This window comes from Staphylococcus pasteuri (assembly GCF_030547725.1).
GTDB lineage: Bacteria > Bacillota > Bacilli > Staphylococcales > Staphylococcaceae > Staphylococcus > Staphylococcus pasteuri.
Genome location: NZ_JAUOQO010000449.1, coordinates 1 through 263 on the forward strand (window position 1 = coordinate 1; position 263 = coordinate 263).

At 41.1% G+C, this 263-nt stretch carries 1 protein-coding gene; it reads left to right on the forward strand.

Features of this window, described 5'->3' with window-relative positions:
* Positions 1 to 34 precede the first annotated feature (34 nt).
* On the forward strand, positions 35 to 263 hold a 229-nt coding region (locus tag Q4528_RS14325), incomplete at its 3' end, for a hypothetical protein (RefSeq protein WP_303522295.1).

Sequence of the window (263 nt, forward strand, 5' to 3'; positions counted from 1 at the left end):
GGTGAAGCGAATTGTGGAAGCGGAAGTAAAGATAATGAATCAAACCGATCTTTCTGAAGAATTGCTAATTCATGTTAAGCAATTAAACGTTAGTGATGCCTACATTTCGAAAGCAACTGGAAAAACGATCGATTCGATCATGAGTATGAGTAAAGAAGCTGGAATTCTGAGGGGAATGAAGCAAGTTGATACGTGTGCGGGTGAGTTTGAAGCAATCACGCCTTATTTCTACTCTACGTATTTAGGGAGCGATGAGATGGCGC